The organism is Nocardia veterana NBRC 100344 (assembly GCF_000308855.1).
Classification (GTDB): Bacteria; Actinomycetota; Actinomycetes; order Mycobacteriales; family Mycobacteriaceae; genus Nocardia; species Nocardia veterana.
In genome coordinates this window covers 21,806-40,968 of sequence record NZ_BAGM01000064.1, presented here as the reverse complement: position 1 = coordinate 40,968, position 19,163 = coordinate 21,806, and the positions used below count along the sequence as shown (strand labels likewise).

16 protein-coding genes are annotated in these 19,163 nt (G+C 69.6%); 7 read left to right on the top strand and 9 right to left on the bottom strand.

Annotated elements, in window-relative coordinates:
• Positions 1-484: 484 nt before the first annotated feature.
• Both ON37_RS10490 and ON37_RS10485 read left to right on the top strand, forming a co-directional pair.
• Positions 485-1,990: a flavin-containing monooxygenase gene (locus ON37_RS10490; RefSeq protein WP_040718712.1), complete on the top strand. Its 1,506-nt coding sequence runs from the start codon at positions 485-487 to the stop codon at positions 1,988-1,990.
• A gap of 342 nt (positions 1,991-2,332) precedes the next feature.
• Complete coding sequence (locus ON37_RS10485) at positions 2,333-3,583, top strand: PucR family transcriptional regulator (RefSeq protein ID WP_245553146.1); 1,251 nt, start codon at positions 2,333-2,335, stop codon at positions 3,581-3,583.
• Between the two features lie 2 nt (positions 3,584-3,585).
• On the opposite strand, the gene ON37_RS10480 is transcribed toward ON37_RS10485, so the two are convergent.
• Positions 3,586-4,770, bottom strand: a complete 1,185-nt coding sequence (locus tag ON37_RS10480; RefSeq protein ID WP_051031432.1) for an AI-2E family transporter — start codon at positions 4,768-4,770, stop codon at positions 3,586-3,588.
• An 87-nt stretch (positions 4,771-4,857) separates the two neighbouring features.
• Positions 4,858-5,946 carry an alpha/beta hydrolase gene (locus tag ON37_RS10475; RefSeq protein WP_245553145.1) on the bottom strand — a complete coding sequence of 363 codons (1,089 nt, stop codon included), beginning with the start codon at positions 5,944-5,946 and terminating at the stop codon, positions 4,858-4,860.
• Between the two features lie 281 nt (positions 5,947-6,227).
• Between ON37_RS10475 and ON37_RS10470 the strand changes: the two genes are divergently transcribed.
• Positions 6,228-7,238 carry an alpha/beta hydrolase gene (locus tag ON37_RS10470; protein WP_245553144.1) on the top strand — a complete coding sequence of 337 codons (1,011 nt, stop codon included), beginning with the start codon at positions 6,228-6,230 and terminating at the stop codon, positions 7,236-7,238.
• Positions 7,239-7,253: 15 nt separating this feature from the next.
• On the opposite strand, the gene ON37_RS10465 is transcribed toward ON37_RS10470, so the two are convergent.
• Together ON37_RS10465 and ON37_RS10460 are read right to left on the bottom strand one after the other, a co-directional pair.
• Positions 7,254-7,688 carry a DUF8820 family protein gene (locus ON37_RS10465; RefSeq protein ID WP_245553143.1) on the bottom strand — a complete coding sequence of 145 codons (435 nt, stop codon included), beginning with the start codon at positions 7,686-7,688 and terminating at the stop codon, positions 7,254-7,256.
• A 10-nt stretch (positions 7,689-7,698) separates the two neighbouring features.
• Positions 7,699-8,727 carry a DUF6745 domain-containing protein gene (locus ON37_RS10460; RefSeq protein WP_040718711.1) on the bottom strand — a complete coding sequence of 343 codons (1,029 nt, stop codon included), beginning with the start codon at positions 8,725-8,727 and terminating at the stop codon, positions 7,699-7,701.
• A gap of 233 nt (positions 8,728-8,960) precedes the next feature.
• On the opposite strand from ON37_RS10460, the gene ON37_RS10455 reads away from it, so the two are divergent.
• On the top strand, positions 8,961-9,587 hold the full coding sequence (locus tag ON37_RS10455; protein WP_040718710.1) for a hypothetical protein: 627 nt from the start codon (positions 8,961-8,963) through the stop codon (positions 9,585-9,587).
• Positions 9,588-9,675: 88 nt separating this feature from the next.
• On the opposite strand, the gene ON37_RS10450 is transcribed toward ON37_RS10455, so the two are convergent.
• The 4 genes from ON37_RS10450 to ON37_RS10435 all read right to left on the bottom strand — a co-directional run bounded on the left by ON37_RS10450 (position 9,676) and on the right by ON37_RS10435 (position 13,853).
• On the bottom strand, positions 9,676-10,674 hold the full coding sequence (locus tag ON37_RS10450) for a M56 family metallopeptidase (protein WP_051031431.1): 999 nt from the start codon (positions 10,672-10,674) through the stop codon (positions 9,676-9,678).
• The gene (locus ON37_RS10445) at positions 10,671-11,072 is read right to left on the bottom strand and encodes a BlaI/MecI/CopY family transcriptional regulator (RefSeq protein WP_040718709.1); all 402 of its coding nucleotides are present in this window, start codon (positions 11,070-11,072) and stop codon (positions 10,671-10,673) included. The genes ON37_RS10450 and ON37_RS10445 overlap by 4 nt, the downstream gene beginning before the upstream one ends.
• Positions 11,073-11,180: 108 nt before the next feature.
• Entirely contained in the window at positions 11,181-11,912 is a 732-nt protein-coding gene (locus tag ON37_RS30900) for a DUF8020 domain-containing protein (protein WP_051031430.1), read from the bottom strand.
• A 546-nt stretch (positions 11,913-12,458) separates the two neighbouring features.
• The gene (locus ON37_RS10435) at positions 12,459-13,853 is read right to left on the bottom strand and encodes a hypothetical protein (RefSeq protein WP_210742539.1); all 1,395 of its coding nucleotides are present in this window, start codon (positions 13,851-13,853) and stop codon (positions 12,459-12,461) included.
• A gap of 131 nt (positions 13,854-13,984) precedes the next feature.
• Here ON37_RS10435 and ON37_RS10430 point away from each other — a divergent pair, with 131 nt between their 5' ends.
• Positions 13,985-14,875, top strand: a complete 891-nt coding sequence (locus ON37_RS10430) for a helix-turn-helix domain-containing protein (RefSeq protein WP_040718734.1) — start codon at positions 13,985-13,987, stop codon at positions 14,873-14,875.
• On the opposite strand, the gene ON37_RS10425 is transcribed toward ON37_RS10430, so the two are convergent.
• A complete protein-coding gene (locus tag ON37_RS10425; RefSeq protein WP_040718708.1) occupies positions 14,872-15,918 on the bottom strand; it encodes an alpha/beta hydrolase in 1,047 nt (348 codons plus the stop codon). The two genes, ON37_RS10430 and ON37_RS10425, sit on opposite strands and share 4 nt — an antisense overlap.
• Before the next feature lie 253 nt (positions 15,919-16,171).
• Here ON37_RS10425 and ON37_RS10420 point away from each other — a divergent pair, with 253 nt between their 5' ends.
• Together ON37_RS10420 and ON37_RS10415 are read left to right on the top strand one after the other, a co-directional pair.
• Positions 16,172-17,590: a condensation domain-containing protein gene (locus ON37_RS10420; protein ID WP_040718733.1), complete on the top strand. Its 1,419-nt coding sequence runs from the start codon at positions 16,172-16,174 to the stop codon at positions 17,588-17,590.
• Positions 17,568-19,160: an ArnT family glycosyltransferase gene (locus tag ON37_RS10415; RefSeq protein WP_051031426.1), complete on the top strand. Its 1,593-nt coding sequence runs from the start codon at positions 17,568-17,570 to the stop codon at positions 19,158-19,160. The genes ON37_RS10420 and ON37_RS10415 overlap by 23 nt, the downstream gene beginning before the upstream one ends.
• Positions 19,161-19,163 lie beyond the last annotated feature (3 nt).

Genomic DNA, 19,163 nt, shown 5'->3' with positions numbered 1-19,163 from the left:
CCGTCAGTGTGGCGCCGCCGAACCGCGCGGCAAATCGTCGGTGCGAATTGCCGCGAGTATAGACCCCATCGCGGAGTGCGCGCGGAAGATGTTGCAAGGGTGAGATATTCGGGCACATCGCCGCGGCGGCGGTCGTGGTCGAGCGCGTTGTGCCACGCGGGCCGCGCTGGGGGCGCCGGATAGAGCCGGCGCAGCGGCGAATCCTGTCGTCTGTGCGGCGTACGTCCGGTTCGACCTTGTTTTGCTGAAAATGTGCTAGTTTCTTCGGTTTTTCGTCATTCGCAAGCACGGTGCGCGCCCCGAACTGGCGCCCGTCCCGCGTGGAGCACCTACGCCGTGCTGCTGGACAAGCGATCGATCTGGAAATTCGTTCGGATTTCGGGTCGTTATCCGGACGCGCCGAATGCCTTCGCATTCGGGCGTTTAGGTATTCGGGAACCCGACCCGTATGGTTGCTGATCGGTTACTGAGGATCTCTACGCACATGGAGGTGGTAACGGGATTGCACAAGACAGTGATCGTCGTCGGGTCCGGATTCGGGGGGATCGGCATGGGAGCGGCGCTGCGGCGCGCCGGAATGGACGACTTCCTCATCCTGGAGGAATCGCCCGAACTGGGCGGCGTGTGGCGCGACAACACCTATCCGGGCTGCAGCTGTGACGTTCCGGCGCATCTGTACTCGTTCTCCTTCGCGCCCTACCGGGATGCGCGCACCCGGTTCCCGGGGCGCCGCCGAACGTTGGAATATCTACGGACCGTCGCCGCCGAGGCGGGGCTGCCCGCCCATCTGCACACCGGCGCCGCCGTCGTCGCGGCGACCTATTCGGACCGGGATGCGCGGTGGGAGCTGTTGACCGCGAACGGGATCCGCTACACCGCCGAGATCGTGGTCTTCGCCGTCGGACAATTGCACCGGCCGAACATTCCCGACTTCCCGGGCCGGGACGAGTTCTGTGGCGCCTCGTTTCACACCGCCGACTGGGATCACGCGGTCGACCTGCGGGGACGGCGGATCGCCTTGATCGGCAACGGATCCAGCGCCGCGCAATGTCTGCCGCACCTGGCCGACAAGGCGGCCTCGGTCCGGATATTCCAACGGACGCCGCAGTGGATTCTGCCCAAACCGTCCGCCGACTTCGGTCCGGCGGCTCGCGCGATACTGCGGCTGCCCGGCGCACAACGGATCTACCGCCGGACGCTGCAGTGGGGCGCCGATGCGCTGCTCGTCCCGATCATGCGTCGGGGCTGGCCCGCGCGCCCCGCGCAATGGTGTGCGCGGCAATACCTGCGGCGCAGCGTCTCCGATCCGGACCTGCGCGCGCGGCTGACGCCGGACTATCCGATCGGCGCCAAGCGGATTCTGTTCGACAATCACTTCTATCGCTCGCTGGCGCGCGCCCACGTCGACCTCGTCACCACGTCCATCGCCCGGATCACGCCGGGCGGAATCGACACCGCGGACGGGGCGCACCACTCGGCCGACGTGATCGTCTACGCGACCGGCTTCCGCGCTTCGGAATTCCTGGCGCCGATCACCGTGCGCGGCCGCAACGGACGCCTGCTGTCGGACGAATGGCGTTCGGGCGCCAGCGCTTTCATGGGCTTGGCGGTACCGGGGTTTCCGAACGTCTTCCTCCTCGCCGGGCCCAACTCGTTCAATCCGGCGGGAAGTAATCCGACGATGAAGGAGTATCAGATCGACTTCATTCTGCGGTGCCTGCGCTGGCGGCAACAGATCGGCGCCGCCGCGGTGGAGGTGCGTCCCGAGGCGATGGCGGCCTACCGGGAATGGCTGGACCGCGCCTTGGCCGGCACCGTCTGGTCGGCGCAGGTGCCGAACTGGTACCGGCACGACAGCGGCGCCGTCACCAACCCCTGGCCCGCCTCCGCGCGCACCTTCGCCCGGATGCTGCGCCGTCCGCCGGCCTCGAGTTTCGCGTCGGTCACCGGCTCGGTCGCCGGCGACCCGGCACCGGCCGTGCGTATGTAGTCGCGGAGCGAAGCCGCCCGGCGCAGCCTCGGTGCGCGCCGGGCGACGTCGTCCGACCGCCCGATTCGCCGGCAGCGCATCGAGCAAAAGTGAGCGGTTACCCATGTTTTGTTCCCGAAACCGCGGAGATCGCTGCGCCCGGCAGCATATCCCCAGGCGAGAAGCCCTTGTCCGGGATGTCGAATCTGTCCAAAACGGAGTAGAAGGTGAGCGGAGACTCGGATTACCGTTCCAACACGTAACACCTACGGCCGGTGAACGGGTGGTCTCGGCATCGCCCGATCACCGATGCGGCGGATCTCGCGCCAGGCCGCGGATCCGGTCCGTGACAAGGAGGTCAGAGTGACTACAGCAAGCACAGTCGGTGCTGAGCGCGCGATGTCCGGCCGCGTGGTCTCGCTGTCGATGCGGGACGTGCACGCGATGTCCCGCGAACTGGTCGCACACCTGTCCGCGGCGGTGCCGCCGTTCACCACCCTGCCCGCGGATGTGCTGTCCGGCGAGGTCACGGCCGTGGCGCGGCTCTGCGTCGAATGGTCCATCCGGCGAGTCAACGGCGGGGATCTGCCCGAGCGGACCGATCGCCTGCGCGGCGCCGCCGCCCGCTGGTGCCGGGCCGGTGTCCCGATCGAGGTCGTCGTGCACGCCGTGCACGAGGGTTTCAAGGCGGGCCTCGACCTGCTGTTCGCCCGAGCTCAGGCCAGCGATGCGGAACTCGTCGTCAAGGGCACCTCCACCGCCTTGGAACTGCTGGATCTGATCACCACCACCGTGAGCAAGGCCTACGTGCTCGAACGTCGCGCCGACGCCGCCGAACACCACACGGCGGTCCACACGCTGACCTCGGCGTTGCTCGGCGGCCACGCCACCACCAAGATGGCACGCGAATGCGGTATTCGCATCGCCGACCGGTATCACGTACTGGCGGTGTGGATTCCGCCGCACCCGGACGAGACGCATCCGCGGCTGGACCGGCACGTCGTGGCCCGGCGCAAACTGCGCCGAGTCCAGGCGGCGTTGGCGAAACTGCTGCGCGACAACGCCCTCGCCATGCTGTCGGTCGACGGCGGCAGCATCCTCGTGCCCGAGACCGCCTGCGCGGAAACGGATTTGGACGAACTCGTCGCACAGTTGTCGGAATTGGCCGGGGTGCCGCTGACCGCAGCCGTGGTCGGCGCGAACGCCGCGGATGTCCCGCGTGCCGCGCAACAGGCCCACGACCTGCTCGACACGGTGCGCCGGCTGGGCCGCGGGCCGGGCGTGCACCGGTTCGCCGAGCTGGCGCTGCAATATCAGCTCACCCGGCCCGGAATCGGCCGCGACATCCTGGATGCGCGGCTGGCGCCGCTGGACGCGCACCCCGAACTGCTGGAAACACTGAAGGTCTTCTTCAGCACCGACCTGAACCGCCAGCGGGCGGCCCGGCAGCTGTGCATCCACCCGAACACCATCGACTACCGGTTGCGCCGGATCGGCCAGCTGACCGGCTTCGATCCGTCGCGGACGACCGGATTGTGGTATCTGCGTTCGGCATTGATCGCCCGGCTCGGCCTCGCCGAGGACGCGCTCGCGCCGGCGCGGCAACCGGCCTGAGCTCAGGTTCCGGCCGGCGGAGGCGTCTCGTCCGGATGGTCCAGGCGCGGGAACACCACCTCCTGCAGGATCAACAGGACGGCCGCCGCCACCGGAATCGCCAGCAGCGCGCCCAGAATGCCGAGCAGCGCCCCGCCGAGGAAGATGGCGACCACCGTCACCACCGCCGGTACCCGCACCGTGCGATCCATGACCCGCGGTACCAGCAGGTAGTCCTCGAGCAGCCGCATGGCGATGAAGAAGCCGGCGGTGGCCACACTGACCGGCAGCGAAACCGTCAGCGCGACGGCGGTGATGATCAGCCCGGCCACCGTCGAGCCGATCAGCGGCAGGAGGTCCAGAATCGCCACCAGCACCGACAGGACCAGCGGGTACGGCACCGAGAACACGGTCAGCCAGATGAACGTCGCCACCGCGGTGATCAGGGAGATCAGCAGATTGCCCAGCACGTAGCCGCCGACCTTGGCGAAGATCGCGTCGCCGAGCAGAATCGCCCGCGGCCGCCGCGGCTGCGGGAACAGCCGGTACAGATTGGCGCGGATGCGCGGGAAGTTCGCCGAGAAATACGCGGTCAGCACCACCACGATCACCGTGCTGGTGAGAATGCCGAAGACGCGCTCACCGGCGCCGAGCAGGCCGTGGACGAGCGACGAGTTGGCGGTGAGCCCGTGCTGGAGTTCCTGATCCAGATGCAGTCGCTGCGACCAGGATCGGATCAGCGGGTACTGGGCCTCGAGTTCGTGCAGACGATCGGAGGCGTGGTCGACGAGATCACCGCCCTGGGTGACCAGCGGAGTGATGGCGGCGGTCAGAAATCCCGCGACAATCGCTGTCCCGCAGGCGAATACCAGCGCGACCGCGGCCCAGCGCGGCAACCGATGCCGACGCAGCCACGCGATCACGGGTTCGATCCCGATCGCCAGGAAAAGGGCGATGCCGACCAGGATCAGGGCCTGGCGAGCGGTCGCCAGCAATTGCACGACGCCGATCGCGAGCAGCACACCGAGGCCTCCGGTGAAGCCGATGACGAACGGGGAGTTGCGGTCGAAGCGCCGCCCGAGCCGCCCGTGCGGATGCCGCTCGTCGGCTGCCGCCGCGGCCGCCTGTTCGGCCGCGGCGATCGGCTCCGGGGCGGACGGGCCACCCCGGGTGCCGCGCTTGCCTGCCGATCCCGCGGAACTGCCCATTCTTGGCAGCGTAGTGCCCCCGGGTCCGGCCCGGGCGGGTCTGCGGGCGCAGGCCGCTGCCGTACCCGCCGCGCGGTGCCGGATCGGTCACTGTTCGAGGGCGGCCGCGAACAACGGCCAGCTCCGGTGCAGATCCTCCTGCCAATATCCCCAGGAGTGGGTGCCGTTGGGGCGAAGCTCGACGGTGGCGGGAATGCCGAGTTCGGTGAACCGGTCCCGCAATTCGCGCGTGCAGCGGACCGCGCCGATTTCCAGCGCACCGCCGACCAGCACCTGGTCGGCCAGTTTCGCCGGGTTGGAGCCGATTCCGGGGCCGTCGAGCGTATCCAGTGGACCCGGTGCCCCGGTGCCGGTGGAGACGTAGATCGCGGTGCCGCGCAATCGGTCGGCGTGCAGATACGGATCGTTGGCGGCCCAGGCCGGGTCCGCCGGCGGGCCCCACATGTTCACGGTATTGCCGAGGCCGGCGCCGACGACCGCGTCCACGATCAGCCGTCCCTGCGGGTCGCTGGTGCGCGCGCAGCCGGACAGCGAGCCGATCGCCCGATACCGGCCCGGCGCGGCCAGCGCCAGCTGGAAGACCGACGTGCCCGCCATGGACACACCGATGATCGCGTTGCGGCCGTTCGTGCCGAATCCGGAGTCGATGATCGGCGGCAATTCCGCGGTGAGAAAGCTCGCCCACCGCTGCCGGCCGAGCACCGGATCGTCGACGCGCCAGTCGGCGAAGTAGCTGTTCGCACCACCGAACGGGACCACCACGTTCACCTGCCGGTCCGCGAAGAAGCGGGCGATATCCGTCCGACTGATCCAATTCCCGTCGGCGCCGCCGTCGATGCCGTTCAGCAGGTATACCGTCGGTGCGGGCCGCGAACGGTCCGGCGCCGGAAGCACGTCCACTCGCACCGGAATGTTCATGGCAGCCGAATGCACCGTCAGCGTCAGCGCGCGCGACGATCCCGGCGCCGCGGTCGCGAGGAAGGACCCATCGGGGGAGGGGCGGGCCTCGGCCCGCAGCCGGTCGGCCGAAACCGACGCGGCCGCAGCCGGATTCGCCGGTGCGGTGGCCGGTGGCTGAGCCGTGGCGGAGCCACCGGCCAGACCGACGGCCAGGCACAGCGCTGCCGCCACGCGGGCCCAGTCACCACGCAGAGCGTGCGGGACAGCGGAATTCACGCGCCGCCTTTCAGAGGTTACCGACAGCGGAGGGTACGAACAGCGGATCCGGCCTCGCCGACGGTAAGCCGGGGGCGGGGACCGGGCCAGTGGTGCGGCGGATATTTGGCGCGAATGCCAGTGCGGGGGCGACCGGTCTGGTAATGCCCACAAATTCCGGGATATCCGGTGCCGTCCCGGTCGGCGACGTCGTTGACTGTGGACAATGTCGGTCGGACATGATCGCCGCCGACCGGGTCGAGATCGGAGCGAGGATGCCCAACCGCCCGCGGAGATTGCGTATGCGCGCCGCCGTCGTGACGGTGCTGATCGCCCTCATGGCCGTGATCGGTAGTGGTGAGCGCGGCCGGGCCGAGCCCGCGGCTGCGGATCCGATGGCGGTGCGCGCGCCGGACGGCTCACATATTCAGGACATTCGCCCCCGGGCCGATCGGATCCTGGACATCGGCGTGTACTCGGCGGCCATGCGCAATGTGACGCGGGTCCAGCTGATTCGGGCCGCCGACCCGCAGCGCCCGGCGCCCACGCTGTACCTGCTCAACGGGGCCAACGGTGGCATCAGCGACGGCAGCTGGGCCGACCGGACCGATATCGCCGAATTCTTCGCCGACAAGCAGGTGAACGTGGTGGTTCCGTTCGGCGGCGCCAGTAGCTACTTCACCGACTGGCGCGCCGACGATCCCGTACTCGGCCGGCAACGCTGGACGACGTTTCTGACCAAGGAACTTCCGCCGATCATCGATGCCGGGTTCGGTGGCACCGGGCAGAACGCGATCGCCGGGATTTCGATGGCGGGCACGTCGGTGTTCCAGCTGGCACTGGCCGCGCCGGGGCTGTATCGGGCCATCGGATCGTATTCGGGCTGTGTGCGCACCAGCGACCCGCAGGGCCAGTTGATCGTGGACGCGGTGGTCGGAAATCGGATGGGCAACACCGTGAACATGTGGGGCCCGCCCACGGATCCGGCGTGGGCGGCCAACGACCCCTATCTGCATGCGGATCGATTGCGCGGCACCGCGATCTACGTCTCCACCGGCACCGGGGCACCCGGGCCGCTCGACAACCTGCACGGGGCGCACGGCGACCCCACCCAACTCGCCTATCAGCTGGTATTCGGCGCCGCGCTCGAAGGGGTGACCAATATCTGCACCCATCAGCTACACGACCGGCTGCAGCAGCTCGGGGTCGCCGCCACCTTCGAGTTCCGCCCGGCCGGCACCCATTCCTGGGGTTACTGGCAGGACGATCTGCACCGGTCGTGGCCGATGTTCGCCCAGGCCATCGGAGCGTGAGGCCGCCGCGGCGGCTCAGTCGGCGACGAGATGGCTGTGGGCACGGGTGAATTCGCGTTGGCGGCGAATCACGTACTCGCCCGGGACGCTGCCGGTCGCGCCGTGTTCGGGATGCATGAGATAGGCGACGGCATCGGCTCGGAAGATGCCCAGCGCCAAGCCCTCCGGATCGAGGACGTCGGGGGTCCACCAGCAGGTTCCCGGCTCGGCGACCAGTGTGTGCGGATTTCCACCGGCGCCGCCGCGCAGGACCTCGATGCCCCTGGCGGGCACGGGTATCCGGGTTCCGTACGGTGCCGGGGTGACCGGTCCGAGGAGTGACAGCGGGACCACGATCAGGTCGCCCTGGGCGTACAACCCGTCGACGACGGGGATGTCCACGGCGTGGGCGAGCAGCCCCATCGAGTCGGAATCGGTTGTGGCGCAGGTAATCATCGAGTCATCGAGCATGTGCATCACCTCAGGTGCGATGGACGAGCGTGCGGTAGAGATCGGCGGACAATCCGTAGGTCCACGCCGCGGCCGCGACGGGGTCGGCGAGATAGCGCGGGACGCCGAGACCGTATCGGCGGCGGGTGCCGTCGCGTTCGACCGATCCGTTGGTGGCGACGAGAACGCGGTGCTGCCCGGGCAGGTCGTAGAGCAGGAGCTCGAAACCCGGATTGCCCGGATCCGCGGCGGTGGCGACCAGCCGCAGCCCGGCCTGCTCCACATACGCGGGCCAGCCCAGACGTTCGATGGCGCAGCGGCGTACCTCGATATTGAGCTCGGCATCGATCGCCGCGGCATCGGGTGCGGTGATCACCCATTCCGGCACCCGCGTGCCGTGCCAGAAATACAGCTCCCACCCGTCCGGGTAGCCGACCGCGGGCCCGTCGGGGCAGTGCGGCCGCAGCGCGTCGAGGCCGGCGGTCGGCTCGGTGCGCAAGACCCGGGGCCGCTCGGAGATCACACAGACACGCTCACCAGGCCACCACGGACCACAGCTTCGGGCCACGGTCGCCCACGCCTGCCACAGCGGTGACGAATCGCCGTGCAGCAGTGCGAAATACGCCCACACGCCGGGCGGGCCGTACACCCGCTGCCAACTGCCGAGGCGGTCGAAGACGCCGTAGGCGGTACTCAGGACCGGCTGCATCGTGGCATTCCAGGTCCGCGCCACCGGCTCCTCGACGTGCCGCCGAAACATCTCGGCTCCCGGCCGCGGCCACAGCTCGTGACACTGCCACGACAGCCACGACAACAACGGAAAGTCACGGGATGTGCGCTGCTGCAAGGGGTTACGGCCGATGCGGCCCGGCGCACCGGTGTGCAGGGCGAGGAGGGGTGAATCGACCCAGCGGAATCGTGGTGGCGCCAACCCGGCCAGGCGATACAACTGCGTCAACGCCGCTTCGGCGGCGGGACGGTCGGCCGGTGCCGTGGACAGCAGGTGATCGGTTATTTCTCGACGGATGTCGGCAGCCTCGCGCTGCCCGAATGCACTCACCGGAGGGCGGTGGTGTCGTCCTTTCCTGCGAACATGCCGACCATCGTGACAGATCGGCGGCCGTGGCGGCAAGAGCGTACCGGGCGCGGGCTGCCGCGTGCCGCCGCACCGAGCCGGTCCCGACCCGATACGGTGACCGGACCCGCCGTCCGCCGGCCGGTGGGAGAATCCGAAAAGAACGCACAGCGATTCGTCTCAGCAAGCACTACCGGAATACTCGAGGAGAACTGGTTATGCGTCGACTGAGTTTCACCCGTCGTCTCAGCGCGGCAGCGATAGCGGCCACCGCCGCGGGCCTGATGTTCGCCGCCCCCACCACCGCGGCCCCCACGCCGGTCGACTGGTCCGCGGCGACCGCGCACCTGCGGGCGGCCGCGGCCGGTAACCCGGCGGCCGAACAGGCGATCGATCGGCTGATCGCCTCCGGTCCGGCGGTGGAGCAGGCCGCCCTGCCGCCGCAGCCGTTCCAGATGCCCGCCCAGTCCGATATCGGCCGCGGCGACGGCCCGGGCATCTACGGCTCGGGAATCGCCTTGAACTACGACGGTTTCCGCTTCGGCTTCTTCGGTGGTCCCGGCACCATCGCCCCGAATCAGGCCGGGGCGAGCCTGCAGGTGGTCTGGTACAACCTGTCCAACGGCCGCAGCGGCAACCAGGTGTTGATCGAACACAACGACGTGCCGCTGGACACCACGATCCGCACCGCGGTCTTCGATCCCGGCCCCGGAATGGTCGTGGCCGCGGTGTACGGGACGCTGTGGCACCGCTGGCCGGTGCCGGTGTCCGACGCGAACCCGGACGGGTTCCAGTACCAGCGCGGCACCATCTCCGTGCCGTCGTTCGGCATGATCTACAACTGATCGTCGCCCGCCGGGCGGTCGGCCCGGCGCGACGCGGAGGTGTGGGCCGGTTTCCCGAGACCGGCCCACACTCGTGTCCGGGTGGCGTTCAGTGCAGAAACGGCAGACACCCGGCCATTCCGAAATGCACCAGCAGATAACCCGAGGCCGGGATCGCGGTGAGGACGGTTGCGGCGGCGCCGAGCCGTAATCCGTGCCCGGCCCGGCGGGCCCGCGACTCGCTGCTCAACAGCCGATCGACCCGCGCGGCGACGGCGAGGCCGCTGGTTCCCAACGCGATATCCGGCATCGAACCCGGTGCGGCGGAGCGGATCTCGTCGTCCACCGCGCCGGAGAGGGCGAGCAGGGCGGTCAGGATCGTGGTGCGGCTGTGCCGGCCGGCGGCCCGGTCGTCGGCGCACATCTCGAGCAGATGCGCGACCCGATCGTCGGCCATGGCGAACAGCCGGATCCGCGGCAGGGCCGCGGCCAGCGCGCGGGTGCAGGCGCGGATCAGATGGTGGCGCCCGGTCAGGTGGGCGTCTTCGTGCGCCAGCACGGCGGCCAGCTGGGGCCGGTCCAACGCGGCGACCGCGGCACTGGTCACCACCACCGCACCGGGGCGGCCGGCGACACAATAGGCCGCCTTCTGCGGTGCGTCGATGATCACCGCATTGCCTTCGGCTCCGGTCAGCCGTCGCCCGATGATCGAGGCCGATCGGGCGTGATCGGCGCTGGTGGTGCGCGCCCGCAGCACCGAGCGCACCACCCGGACGCCGCGCCCGGCGACGAATCCGGTCAGTATCAGCGTCGATGCCAGCGCGACGATCTGGGCGGGCACGCCGTGCCGGCCGTCGGCGGTAGCCCGCATCGCGACCACGCAGTCGTCGAACAGATGCGCCATCGGCAGATCCCAGATGTGGGCGACCTGCACCGCCGAGGCCACCGCCGCCCCGGCCCACGCCCCGAGGACGGCGACGAGGGCGGTGAGCCAGACGGCGACGCCGAGCGCGGGAACACTGCCGTGCGCGGTCAGCCGGGTCAGGATCGGGGGGCCCAGAACGCAGACCAGTGCCGAATAACCCAGCAGGCACAACGCGAGGGTCACTCGGCGGCCCCGGTCTCCGGGCTGCGATCACCGGAGGTGTGTCGGCTTCGCGCCTGCCGCAGCACCTTGCGCAGGGCGGCGGTGTCGTCGTCGGAGATCTGCTCCACGAAATGGGCGAGCACCAGGTCCGAGCGGCCGCCGCCGAGCGCCTCACGCATCAGCTGGGCGCTGTATTGTTCGCGGGTCAGCCGCGGCCGGTAGCGGTAGGCCTTGCCGTCGCGTTCGCGTTCCAGCCAGCCCTTGCGGTGCAGATTGTCCATCGTGGTCATGACTGTGGTGTACGCGATCTCCCGGCTGCGCAGCAGATCCTCGAACACGGTTCGTACGGTGATGGTGTCGGGAGCGGACCAGATGCGGTCCATCACCACCGCCTCCAGATCCCCGAAACGATGTGCCATCGAACCTCTCCACCATCGACTACGTACCCGGATAGTACCCATTCCGACCTGGCGGGAACGGCTGTGGCCCCGCCGCGCGGCGGGGCCACAGCACAGATGATGCGGGTTTCAGGAAGCGGCCGGGGCCGGCGCGTTGAGCGTGTTGTACATCTGCACCGCGCTGGCGATACCGACCGGGATGCCGAGCACCGCGGCGCCGATCAGCGGACCGATCGTCGCGCCGAGACCGGCGCCGACCAGGCAACCCGCGGGTCCGCTGGCCAGGAAGAACTCCGGAACCAGCACCGCGCCGACGGTCGCGCCGAGGGCGCAGCCGGTGACACCGCCGAGCAGGCCGCCCGCGAGGCTGCCGATACCGGTCGCCAGCCCGAACTGGGTCGCGGCGACGCTCAGTGCCGAGTTGAACTCGTCCTGGGTATAGATCGGCTGCGCGGAGGTGACCGGCTGTTCGGTGGCCGGTTGCTGGGCAGGTGCCTGCTGGACCGCGGCCTGCTGCGGCGTGGGCCGGTCGACGGTCACGGCCGCGGCCTGTTCGGCCTTCGGCGGGGCGGTGAGCGCGGTCCCGGCGACGAGCGCGCCGGCGCTGTCCTTCACTTGGAACTGGGCGCCCACCGTGGTGAGTGAGCCCAGCCCGGTCTGGATACTGACCGAGCCGTCCTGGGCGTTGCTGGTGTAGCGCACGCCCGGGAAGATCTCGGTGCTCAGGGTGAACGGGTCGGCGGTGACCGGAGCACCGGCGGGGGCCGCGCCGGGCTCGGCGGCGTGGGCGGTGGTGGCGACGGCACCGGTCACCATCAGCGCCAAGGTCGCGCCGGAGACCAATCGGGTGGTCTTGTTCATCGGATCCTCATCGTGGTCGATCGGATAAGGCCGGCGGCGGGGGAAGGTGGGGAAAGAGGTTCCGAATTGTCCGCTGCCGGTGCGGAATCCGGAATTGTCCGGAAGGCGCGAAAAGGAGATTAACGAGCGGTCGCGCGGACCATCGGCGGACGGTGAAAGGTTTACGGCTGAGAAATCTTGCTAACCAGGCAGATACAGCAGCGTAATGAGCTTTTAACGCGGAACACGAATGCGCGGGACGTATTTCGGCCGATCGGCGCGGACAAGATCACGGAATGCCGGGAGGTTGCTGTAATACCTTACCCGACAGGCTGTTCGTCGAATTCTCGTGGGCTCCGGCACGCGGCGCGTGGAATTGTCTCCACGTCGATGGTTGCCGTCGACTGTCCACGTAGGTATTTCGCAGCTACCGGGCAGAAATAACTGTGCAACAACGATGTTCGCCGGAATCGCTTGCGGGCGCCGAGTGCAGCCGGTCGCGGGGGCCGGGAAACGGCCGGGGGCGAGACCGATTCGGTCTCGCCCCCGGAGCGGAGAGGTTGCCGATCAGCGCGGTGTGATGCGGAACAGCCCGGTCGTGGTGCCCTGGTATTGCACCCGGCCGGGCGCGATCGTGCCGACCATCTGCAAGGTGTCGTGCACCGTACTCGTGCCGATCAGCCGGCTCGACTTCTCCGCGCCGGTCGCGGCGTCGATCGCGACCAGATGGTAGGTGTCGATCAGCGCGCCGGCGCTGCCCGTGCCGATTCCGGCGACCTCGTTCTTGCGCGCGACCGTGTAGATCAGCCCGTCGGCCAGTGAGAGTCGCGGCACGGCAGCCGATTTCACCTCGCTGGTCCACACCCGGGTGCAGCCCTTACCGTCGGCGTTCACGTCGATGCGGACCATACCGCCGGTGAAATCCGCACGCGCCGGATCGCTCGGACCGGCATTGTCGGGCAGCGCCGGGTACGGGTAGCCGTAGGTACTCGCCACGAAGACACTCGAACCCGAGCCGATGGGGGAGTTCTCGGTACCGTCGACCGCCGGCACCGAGCACACCGGAGCGCCGGTGCGCGTGTCGTAGACGAGCAGATTCTCCTGGGGGACGGCGTTGTCGGTGATCGCCAGATAGTCGGTGCCGTCGCGGGGACCGAAGAAGGTCGGGCTGGCGCCGCTGCCCCAGCTGAGTTGCCCCGGCTTGCGTGCCGGACCCCGATCGTAGGGCCGGCGCCACAGCTGCCGGGGTGCGCCGGACGCGTCGGCGGTGAACAGGTAGGTGGCGTGATCGGTGGTCACCGCCGTGCCCTCCGGTGCCGTGGAGATGCTGTTGTCCACATGTTCGCCGGGCAGGGTGATCGATTGGGCGGCACCGGAATTCGGGTCCACCACGCCGACCGCGCCGTTGGCCGTGGCGAACCAGACCCGGCCCTGCTGATCGGGCATGAGCGAGGCGACGCTGTCGCAGTCACCGCCGCCGCAGTGTCCGGTCACCGCGGCGCCGAGTGGGGTCGTGGCATCGATCGCCAGCTTCCAGTCGCCGCCGTCGCGCCGATGGCCGACCCGGATCAGGTTGTCGTCACCGTCGACCATGACCATGCGGTCGGCATTGTCCAGATAGGCGTACACGCCGCCGAGCAGGCCGCCCTTCGGGAGTGACAGCGAGGTCAGCGGCTGACCGTTGCCGGGATCGAGCAGGAAGATCTTCGGCGAACGGTCGGTGACGGTGGTGCACAACGCTTGTGGCATGCCGTCACCGCCCTGCAGAATCGTCGGGCACGCCGCGGCCAGCTCTCGGAACTGCGCGGTCACCGCGCCGGTGCCCACGCCCGGTAGGGGCGTGCTGTCGGAGGATTCCGCGTCGCCGTGCATGGTGGCGGTGCCGACCGGCCCGAGGAAGGGATTGACCGGAGGTGGTGGACCGAATGCGGCATTCGCGGTTCCCGCGCCGATGACCAGCATTGCCGCCGTGGCGGCCGCGGCCGAGGCGGCCAGGGTCCCGAGTAGACCTGTACGTCGCACAAACACTCCTCGATATGATTATTCGCATCGAACGATTCAATTATTCGTATCGCGACAGGTTAGGAGACCTCGTGCCGACAGGCAACACCGGACGCGCGGAGAGTTCGCCGCCGACCCGGCGGGTGGTATCGGTACTCGAACTACTCGCCGCGCACGAGGCCGCGCTGAGCTCCGCCGAGATCGCCGACACCCTCGGGCTGAGCCGCTCCACCGTCGGGTCGATCCTGGCCACGCTGGAGGAGTCCGGATGGGTGCGGCGGCGTCCGGATCTGGGCTACGAACCGGGACCGGCGCTGCTGGTTCTGGCCGGGCGCCTGCGCGACCGACTGCGTGATCGCGACGATCTCGACGCCCAGGTGCGGCGCCTCGCCGAGCGAGTGGGCTGCGGCGCCGCCCTCACCTCGATCGCCGGCCCGGAACTGATCTTCGTCTCGGTGGCCGGTGGCCCCGGCACCATCCCCGCGGGTATCGAGGCGGGTACCCGGATCCCGCTGCGCCCGCCCGCCGGGGCCGCGATCCTCGCGCACGCCGGCCTGCCGGCCCAACGGTCCTGGTTGCAACAGGCCCCGCCCGAGCGGCGCGGCGAATTCGAACGGGTTCTGGAAACCGTTCGGGCGCTGGGTTATTGCGCCTGGGGCCTGGATGCGAACAGCCTGCCGACCTTGCGGGTACTGGCCGAGGTGGTCGATCACCTGTCCGACCATCCCGCCGGGCGTGGACTGCGGGAACGGGTGCTGACGCTGCTCAGCACGATCGGCGGCGCGGCGCACAGCCGGGCCGATCTCGACAGCGAACGCGAGTTGCCGATCAGCTATCTCAGCGTCCCGGTGGTCGGTGCGGACGAACGGGTCACGATGGAATTGCAGATCGGCCCGCTGGACCCGGCCGTCGGTCCCGCCGCCCGCGCGGAGTACGTGCGTGAGATGCGGGCCGCCGCCCGCCGGATCGGAGCGGGGAACTAGCCGGTCAGCGCCTGTTCGAACAGCGGCCAGGAGCGGTGCAGATCCTCCTGCCAGTACGCCCAGGAGTGCGTGCCGACCGGGCGCAGGTCGAAGGTCGCGGGAATGTTCAGGCCGTTCAGCCGTTCCCGCAGCGCCACCGCGCAATTGTGCGTCGCGGCCTCGAGTATGCCGCCGTAGACGAGCTGTTCGGCGAGCTTGCGCGTATTACCGTGGATGCCGGGACCGTCCGGAGTGTCGAACGGGCCCGGAATGCCGGTGCCGGTCGCGACATAGATCGCCACACCCCGCAACCGCTCGGCATTGACGTACGGATCGTGCGCCGCCCACAGCGGATCGGTCGGCGGCCCCCAGAGATTGAGCGGATCACCGTGCCAGCGCAACACGACGCCGTCCACGTATGCCTGTCCCAGCGGATCGCTGGTACGAGCGCACCCGCTGTAGGAACCGACCGCCCGATACCGGCCGGGCGCCGCCAGCGCCAGCTGGAATACCGAGGTGCCCGCCATCGAGATTCCGGCCACCGCGGCGGCGCCGGATCCGTGGAAGGCCGAATCGATGATCGGCGGCAACTCCGCGGTGAGAAAGGTCGCCCAGCGCTGCCGGCCGAGCACCGGATCGTCGGCGCGCCAATCGGCGAAGTAGCTGCCGTTCCCGCCCATCGGGGTCACCACCGTGACCTGCTTGTCGCGGAAGAAGTCGACGATATCGGTCTGTTCGGGCCAGCTGCTCGATTCCGATCCGCCGCTGGCGCCGTTGAGCAGATACAACACCGGCGCCGGCGCCGAACCGTCCGGTGCGCGAAGCACTTTCACGCCGATCTCGCGATCCATGGCCGCCGAGTGCACGCGCAGATTCAACATGCCGCCGGCGTCCTCGTCGACCGCGATCAGCTGCGCGCCGTCCGCTGCCGGCCGGGCGGCGGCGGTCACCGCCGCGACGGGCACCGGTGTGGGCGGCGGTTCGTCGGCGACGGCCGGGGCCGCGAACACCGCCGCCGTCAGCGCCGTGGCCAGCAGCGCGGCGAGTTGTGTGCGGCGATCCATCCGGGTACCTCTCTCGCTCCGGGGGCCGGGACGGCGGTCAACGTAGGCTCGCGAACCTCACTGCCGCAAGGTGATCCGCGAACTGTTGGGATCGACGGCCTATCCGCCTCCACTCGATCTGGGGAAGGTCACAAACTTCGGCGGCGGCGGTTGGCGGATGGACGCGCGTGCCGTTGACTCGGTCCGCGTGACCCGGCGGCGCGGCCGGCGCCGACGGGTCGGTCCGTCACTTCTGGACGAAACGAGGGTCTCCGTGGTCGGTTTCGGTTTCTTGGACGAATGGCATCCCCAGCCGGGCAGGCTGATCGCCTGGTCGCCCACCCCGCAGTCGCGAGCGGCGGTACTGGCCGCCCCCGAGCACCCGGTCGGCCCGTCCTATCAGCAGCGGGAATACCTGCGCGCGGCCTATCGCCAGCGCGACCTCGGTTCCCGCGCCTCCCGGCTGTGCATGATCGCCTTCGATTTTCCCGCTCCGCTGGACCGGGACGCGATGACGCGGACGGTCACCGCCTTCGTCCGCCGCCACGACACCTTCTGGAGCTGGTTCACCTGCGATGTCGACGAGCGCATCGCCCGCCACGTCGCCGATCCCGCCGAGATCGCGTTCGAGCCGCACGATATCGGGGAATTCACCGACAGCGACGCGGTGCGCGGCCACATCCAGCGCCAAGCGCGCGAGGTATTCGATTGGGACTGTTTCGGTTTCGGCGTGATCGACCGGGGCGATTCGTTCACCGTCTACGCGGCCGTCGACCATCTGCACACCGACGGCGTCGGCCAGGCGCTGTCGTGCGTGGATCTGCTGATGCTCTACGGCAACGAACTGTCCGGCGGGCAGGTGCCGATCGAACCGGTGGACGGCCATCTGGCGTACTGCGCGCGGGAACTGAACCACAACGCGGCGCTGACGGTCGATTCGTCGCCGGTGCGCCGGTGGCTGGAACTGCTGGTCCGGCACGGCGGTTCGGTGCCGTCGTTCCCGATGGATCTCGGTGTGGCGCCGGGTACCGCGGGATTCACCCGCGGCGCGCAGATCACCGTGCCGCTGTTCGAGGAGTCCGAGGCGGTGCGGTTCGAGCAGGTGTGCCAGGAATTCGGCGGCAAGTTCCTGGGGGGACTGTTCGCGGCCATCGCCCGCACCGAATTCCTCCTGACCGGGCGGGAGCGGTATTTCGTCTTCACCCCGGTCAACACCCGCAGCACGCCGGGGGAACAGGGGTCGATCGGGTGGTACACCGGCCTGGTACCGGTCGCGGTGGCGGTGCGTCCCGGCGATACGTTCACCTCGCTGGTCGGACGGGCCCAGACGCAGGCCGACGCGGCGAAGGAGTTGGCCGACGTCCCGATCCATCGGGTCCTGGAATTGGCCGCCGACGATCCGCGAATCCGGACAACGCTCGGGTTCTCGGCGCCGATGGTGTCCTACGTCGACGTGCGCCGGATGGCGGGCGCGCAGATGTTCGATCGGATCAACGGCGGGCTCTACGGCAATCGGGCCAGCTCCAGTGAGGTCTATCTGTGGGTGAACCGCTTCCCCGACGTCACGACGCTGAGCATGGTCTTCCCCGATACCCCGCGAGCGCACGAGGCGATCACGACCTACCTGGCGACCTTGACCGAGCTCTGCCGCGAGGTCGCCGGCGCCGAACGTGTCGGAGCCGCGTTACCGTGACGACCCGGTGGCCGGTGGGGTGGGTGTGAGCGGGCCCGCCGAGCTGCGCTTCCGGGCCACGAAAGCCCTTGGCGCGGTGCGACTTCCGGCCCCAGCCGGCGTTCCGGTCCTGATCGTGGTCGTGACCACCGCTGTCCTGCTGGTGCGCGCGGCGCGCTACGACTGGTTCGGCGACGAGCTGTACTTCGTCGTCGCCGGATACCACCCGGCGGCCGGCTACGTCGATCAGGGACCCCTGATCCCGATGTTCGCGCGGGCCGCCGATACGCTCGCCCCCGGCTCCCGCACCCTGCTGCGGCTGCCGGCCGTTCTCGCCGGGACGATGTCCGTGCTCGTGACGGCCTGGCTGGCACGCGAATTCGGCGGCGGGCGCGGCGCGCGGATCCTCGCCGCGCTGGGCTATGCGAGCTGCCCGTATCTGATCACCCAGACCGCATCGCTGTCCACCTTCGCCCTCGACAGCACGGCGACCGCGATCGTGATCTGGCTGCTGGTGCGGTGGGTGCGGCTGCGCGCCGACCGGCTGCTGGTGGTCGCCGGCGCGGTGGCCGCGATCGATCTGCAGGTGAAGCTGCTGCTGCCGGTGTTCGCCGTCGCCCTCGGCATCGGGTTCGGCTGCTGCGGGCCGCGGACTCTCGTGCGCCGTCCCGCACTGTGGATCGCCGCCGGTATCGCCGGCGTCTCCGCGGCGCCCGCCCTGCTGTGGCAGTGGCGACACGACTGGCCGCAACTGGCGATGGGCGCAGTGATCCGCGCCGAACAGCAGGCGGCGACCGGCGGCACCGCCGGGCTGCCGATGCAACTGGTGCTGATGGCCGGAGTTCTCGGAGTCGTCTTGATCGGTTGTGGCACGCATGGATTGCTCACCGAGTTGCGGCCGTACCGATTCCTCGCGGTCGCCGCCGTCCTCGTGGTGCTGTTCGTGGCGGTGACGGGTGGGCGTCCCTACTACGCGGCCGGCCTGCTGCCGGCGCTGTTCGCAGCCGGCGCCGTGGTGACGGTACGGCGGTGGCCGGTGCGGTGGTGGCGGGCGGGCGTGGCGACCGCGGCGACGACCTCGGTCGCGATCGCGGCGACCGTGGTGCTGGGGTTCCCGTCGGGCGGGCAGCCGGACGTGGTGACCACGCGGGCCGAATTGTCCACGCGCATGCGGGTATCCGGCACCACCGGCTGGAACGATCTGGTCGCCGGGGTGGTCCGCGCGGTCGGGCGATCCGGTACGGACCGCGCACAGACCGCGATCCTGACCCGAACCTATTGGCAGGCAGCGGCGCTGAGCCGGCTCGGCGGACCCGACCTGCCGCCGGTCTACAGCCCGAACCGGGGCTTCGCCGAGTTCGGTCACCCCGACGCCGGCACCACCACGATCGTCTCCGTCGACACCGACGCCGCCGAGAGCCGATTGACTCGCGTGTTCGCCACCGTCGAGCCGGTGGAGCGGCTCGACGATCCGCACGGGTTTCCCGGCATCGACGCGCACGTGACGCTGTGGCGGTGCAGCGGCCCCCGCGACACCTGGGATCGCCTCTGGCCCTTGCTGACCACCGATGTTATGGACCCGGGAATCTGAGGA

Coding starts and splice junctions, on each gene's coding strand:
- ON37_RS10490 (WP_040718712.1), top strand. CDS start 485: ATGGAGGTGGTAACGGGATTGCACAAGACAGTGATCGTCGTCGGGTCC.
- ON37_RS10480 (WP_051031432.1), bottom strand. CDS start 4,770: ATGGGCAGTTCCGCGGGATCGGCAGGCAAGCGCGGCACCCGGGGTGGC.
- ON37_RS10470 (WP_245553144.1), top strand. CDS start 6,228: ATGCGCGCCGCCGTCGTGACGGTGCTGATCGCCCTCATGGCCGTGATC.
- ON37_RS10465 (WP_245553143.1), bottom strand. CDS start 7,688: ATGCTCGATGACTCGATGATTACCTGCGCCACAACCGATTCCGACTCG.
- ON37_RS10455 (WP_040718710.1), top strand. CDS start 8,961: ATGCGTCGACTGAGTTTCACCCGTCGTCTCAGCGCGGCAGCGATAGCG.
- ON37_RS10445 (WP_040718709.1), bottom strand. CDS start 11,072: ATGGCACATCGTTTCGGGGATCTGGAGGCGGTGGTGATGGACCGCATC.
- ON37_RS30900 (WP_051031430.1), bottom strand. CDS start 11,912: ATGAACAAGACCACCCGATTGGTCTCCGGCGCGACCTTGGCGCTGATG.
- ON37_RS10435 (WP_210742539.1), bottom strand. CDS start 13,853: ATGCTGGTCATCGGCGCGGGAACCGCGAATGCCGCATTCGGTCCACCA.
- ON37_RS10425 (WP_040718708.1), bottom strand. CDS start 15,918: ATGGATCGCCGCACACAACTCGCCGCGCTGCTGGCCACGGCGCTGACG.